We start from the raw sequence: 997 nt of genomic DNA, 5'->3' as shown, positions 1-997 counted from the left end.
GGTGCGCACGCCTCACGCAGAAGCGGCGGCCGAGGGGCAACCCCTGACCCGGGCGACGCTCGCGGCCATTGCCGAGGCGGTGGTGGCCGATGTGGCGCCGCGCTCCTCTTGGCGGGCGGAGAAAGAGTTTCGCCTGCACCTTATCAAAACCCTGGCGCAGCGGGTGGTCGCCTGCGCTGTCGAACGTGCCGGAGGCAAGATCCTATGATGCAACCGCAAAGCTGTCCCGCTGTGGAGATCCAGTGCGAGATCAACGGCAAGCCTTACTCCTACGCGGTGTCGCCCACCATGTCGCTGCTTCACTTCCTGCGCGGGCAGGGGCTGATCAGCGTAAAAGAGGGGTGCAGTGTCGGCGAGTGCGGCGCCTGTACCGTGCGGGTGAATGGCACCGCCATCGACAGCTGCCTCTATCTGGCGGTCTGGGCCGATGGCAAGTCCATTCGCACCGTGGAGGGAGAGCGCAAAGGCAATGAGCTCTCCGACGTGCAGCAGGCCTTTATCGACGAGGGGGCGGTGCAGTGTGGTTTTTGCACCCCGGGCCTCGTGATGGCCAGTGCGGCGTTGCTCGACAAGACCGAGCGCCGTCCGCTGACCGATGCGGAGATCCGCCGCGGGCTGTCGGGCAACCTCTGCCGCTGTACCGGTTATCAGAACGTGGTGCGGGCGGTGAAGAAGTGCTGCAAGGGGTGACGGTCGGTGTGCTGTGACCTTGAGCGGTTAGCCCCGTGTTGTTGAGATACGGCAAACGCCCATAAACACAGGCCCACCTCGAAAGAGGCGGGCCTGCTGCTGATTGGTGCCAAGGGGGAGATCACCCTTTTGGCTGGTCGATCACCAGTTTGCCATCCTTGACCGGGATGGTGGCGCCGGGGGCCTGCTTCATGCGGATCACCCCCTCCTGACCGGCCAGGCGATAGGTCACGTCATAACCGATGGTGTTGATGCTGCTATCTTGCACGGTTTTGCAGCGCTGCTCGGTGGTGGTATAGGTATCGCC

1 protein-coding gene and 2 pseudogenes are annotated in these 997 nt (G+C 63.9%); 2 read left to right on the top strand and 1 reads right to left on the bottom strand.

The window, feature by feature from the left end:
- Positions 1-208, top strand: a pseudogene (locus tag LD28_RS0100035) (xanthine dehydrogenase FAD-binding subunit XdhB); the annotation flags it as partial.
- Positions 205-690, top strand: a complete 486-nt coding sequence (xdhC, locus tag LD28_RS0100030; RefSeq protein ID WP_005345665.1) for a xanthine dehydrogenase iron sulfur-binding subunit XdhC — start codon at positions 205-207, stop codon at positions 688-690. The pseudogene LD28_RS0100035 and the gene xdhC, both read left to right, overlap by 4 nt.
- A gap of 121 nt (positions 691-811) precedes the next feature.
- Here the strand turns inward: xdhC and LD28_RS0100025 are convergent.
- A pseudogene (locus LD28_RS0100025) lies at positions 812-997 on the bottom strand (glycine zipper 2TM domain-containing protein); the annotation flags it as partial.

It is taken from the genome of Aeromonas finlandensis (assembly GCF_000764645.1).
In the GTDB taxonomy this organism is placed as follows: domain Bacteria; phylum Pseudomonadota; class Gammaproteobacteria; order Enterobacterales; family Aeromonadaceae; genus Aeromonas; species Aeromonas finlandensis.
The sequence above is the reverse complement of the archived record's forward strand: the minus strand, read 5'-3'. Positions and strand labels throughout refer to the sequence as shown.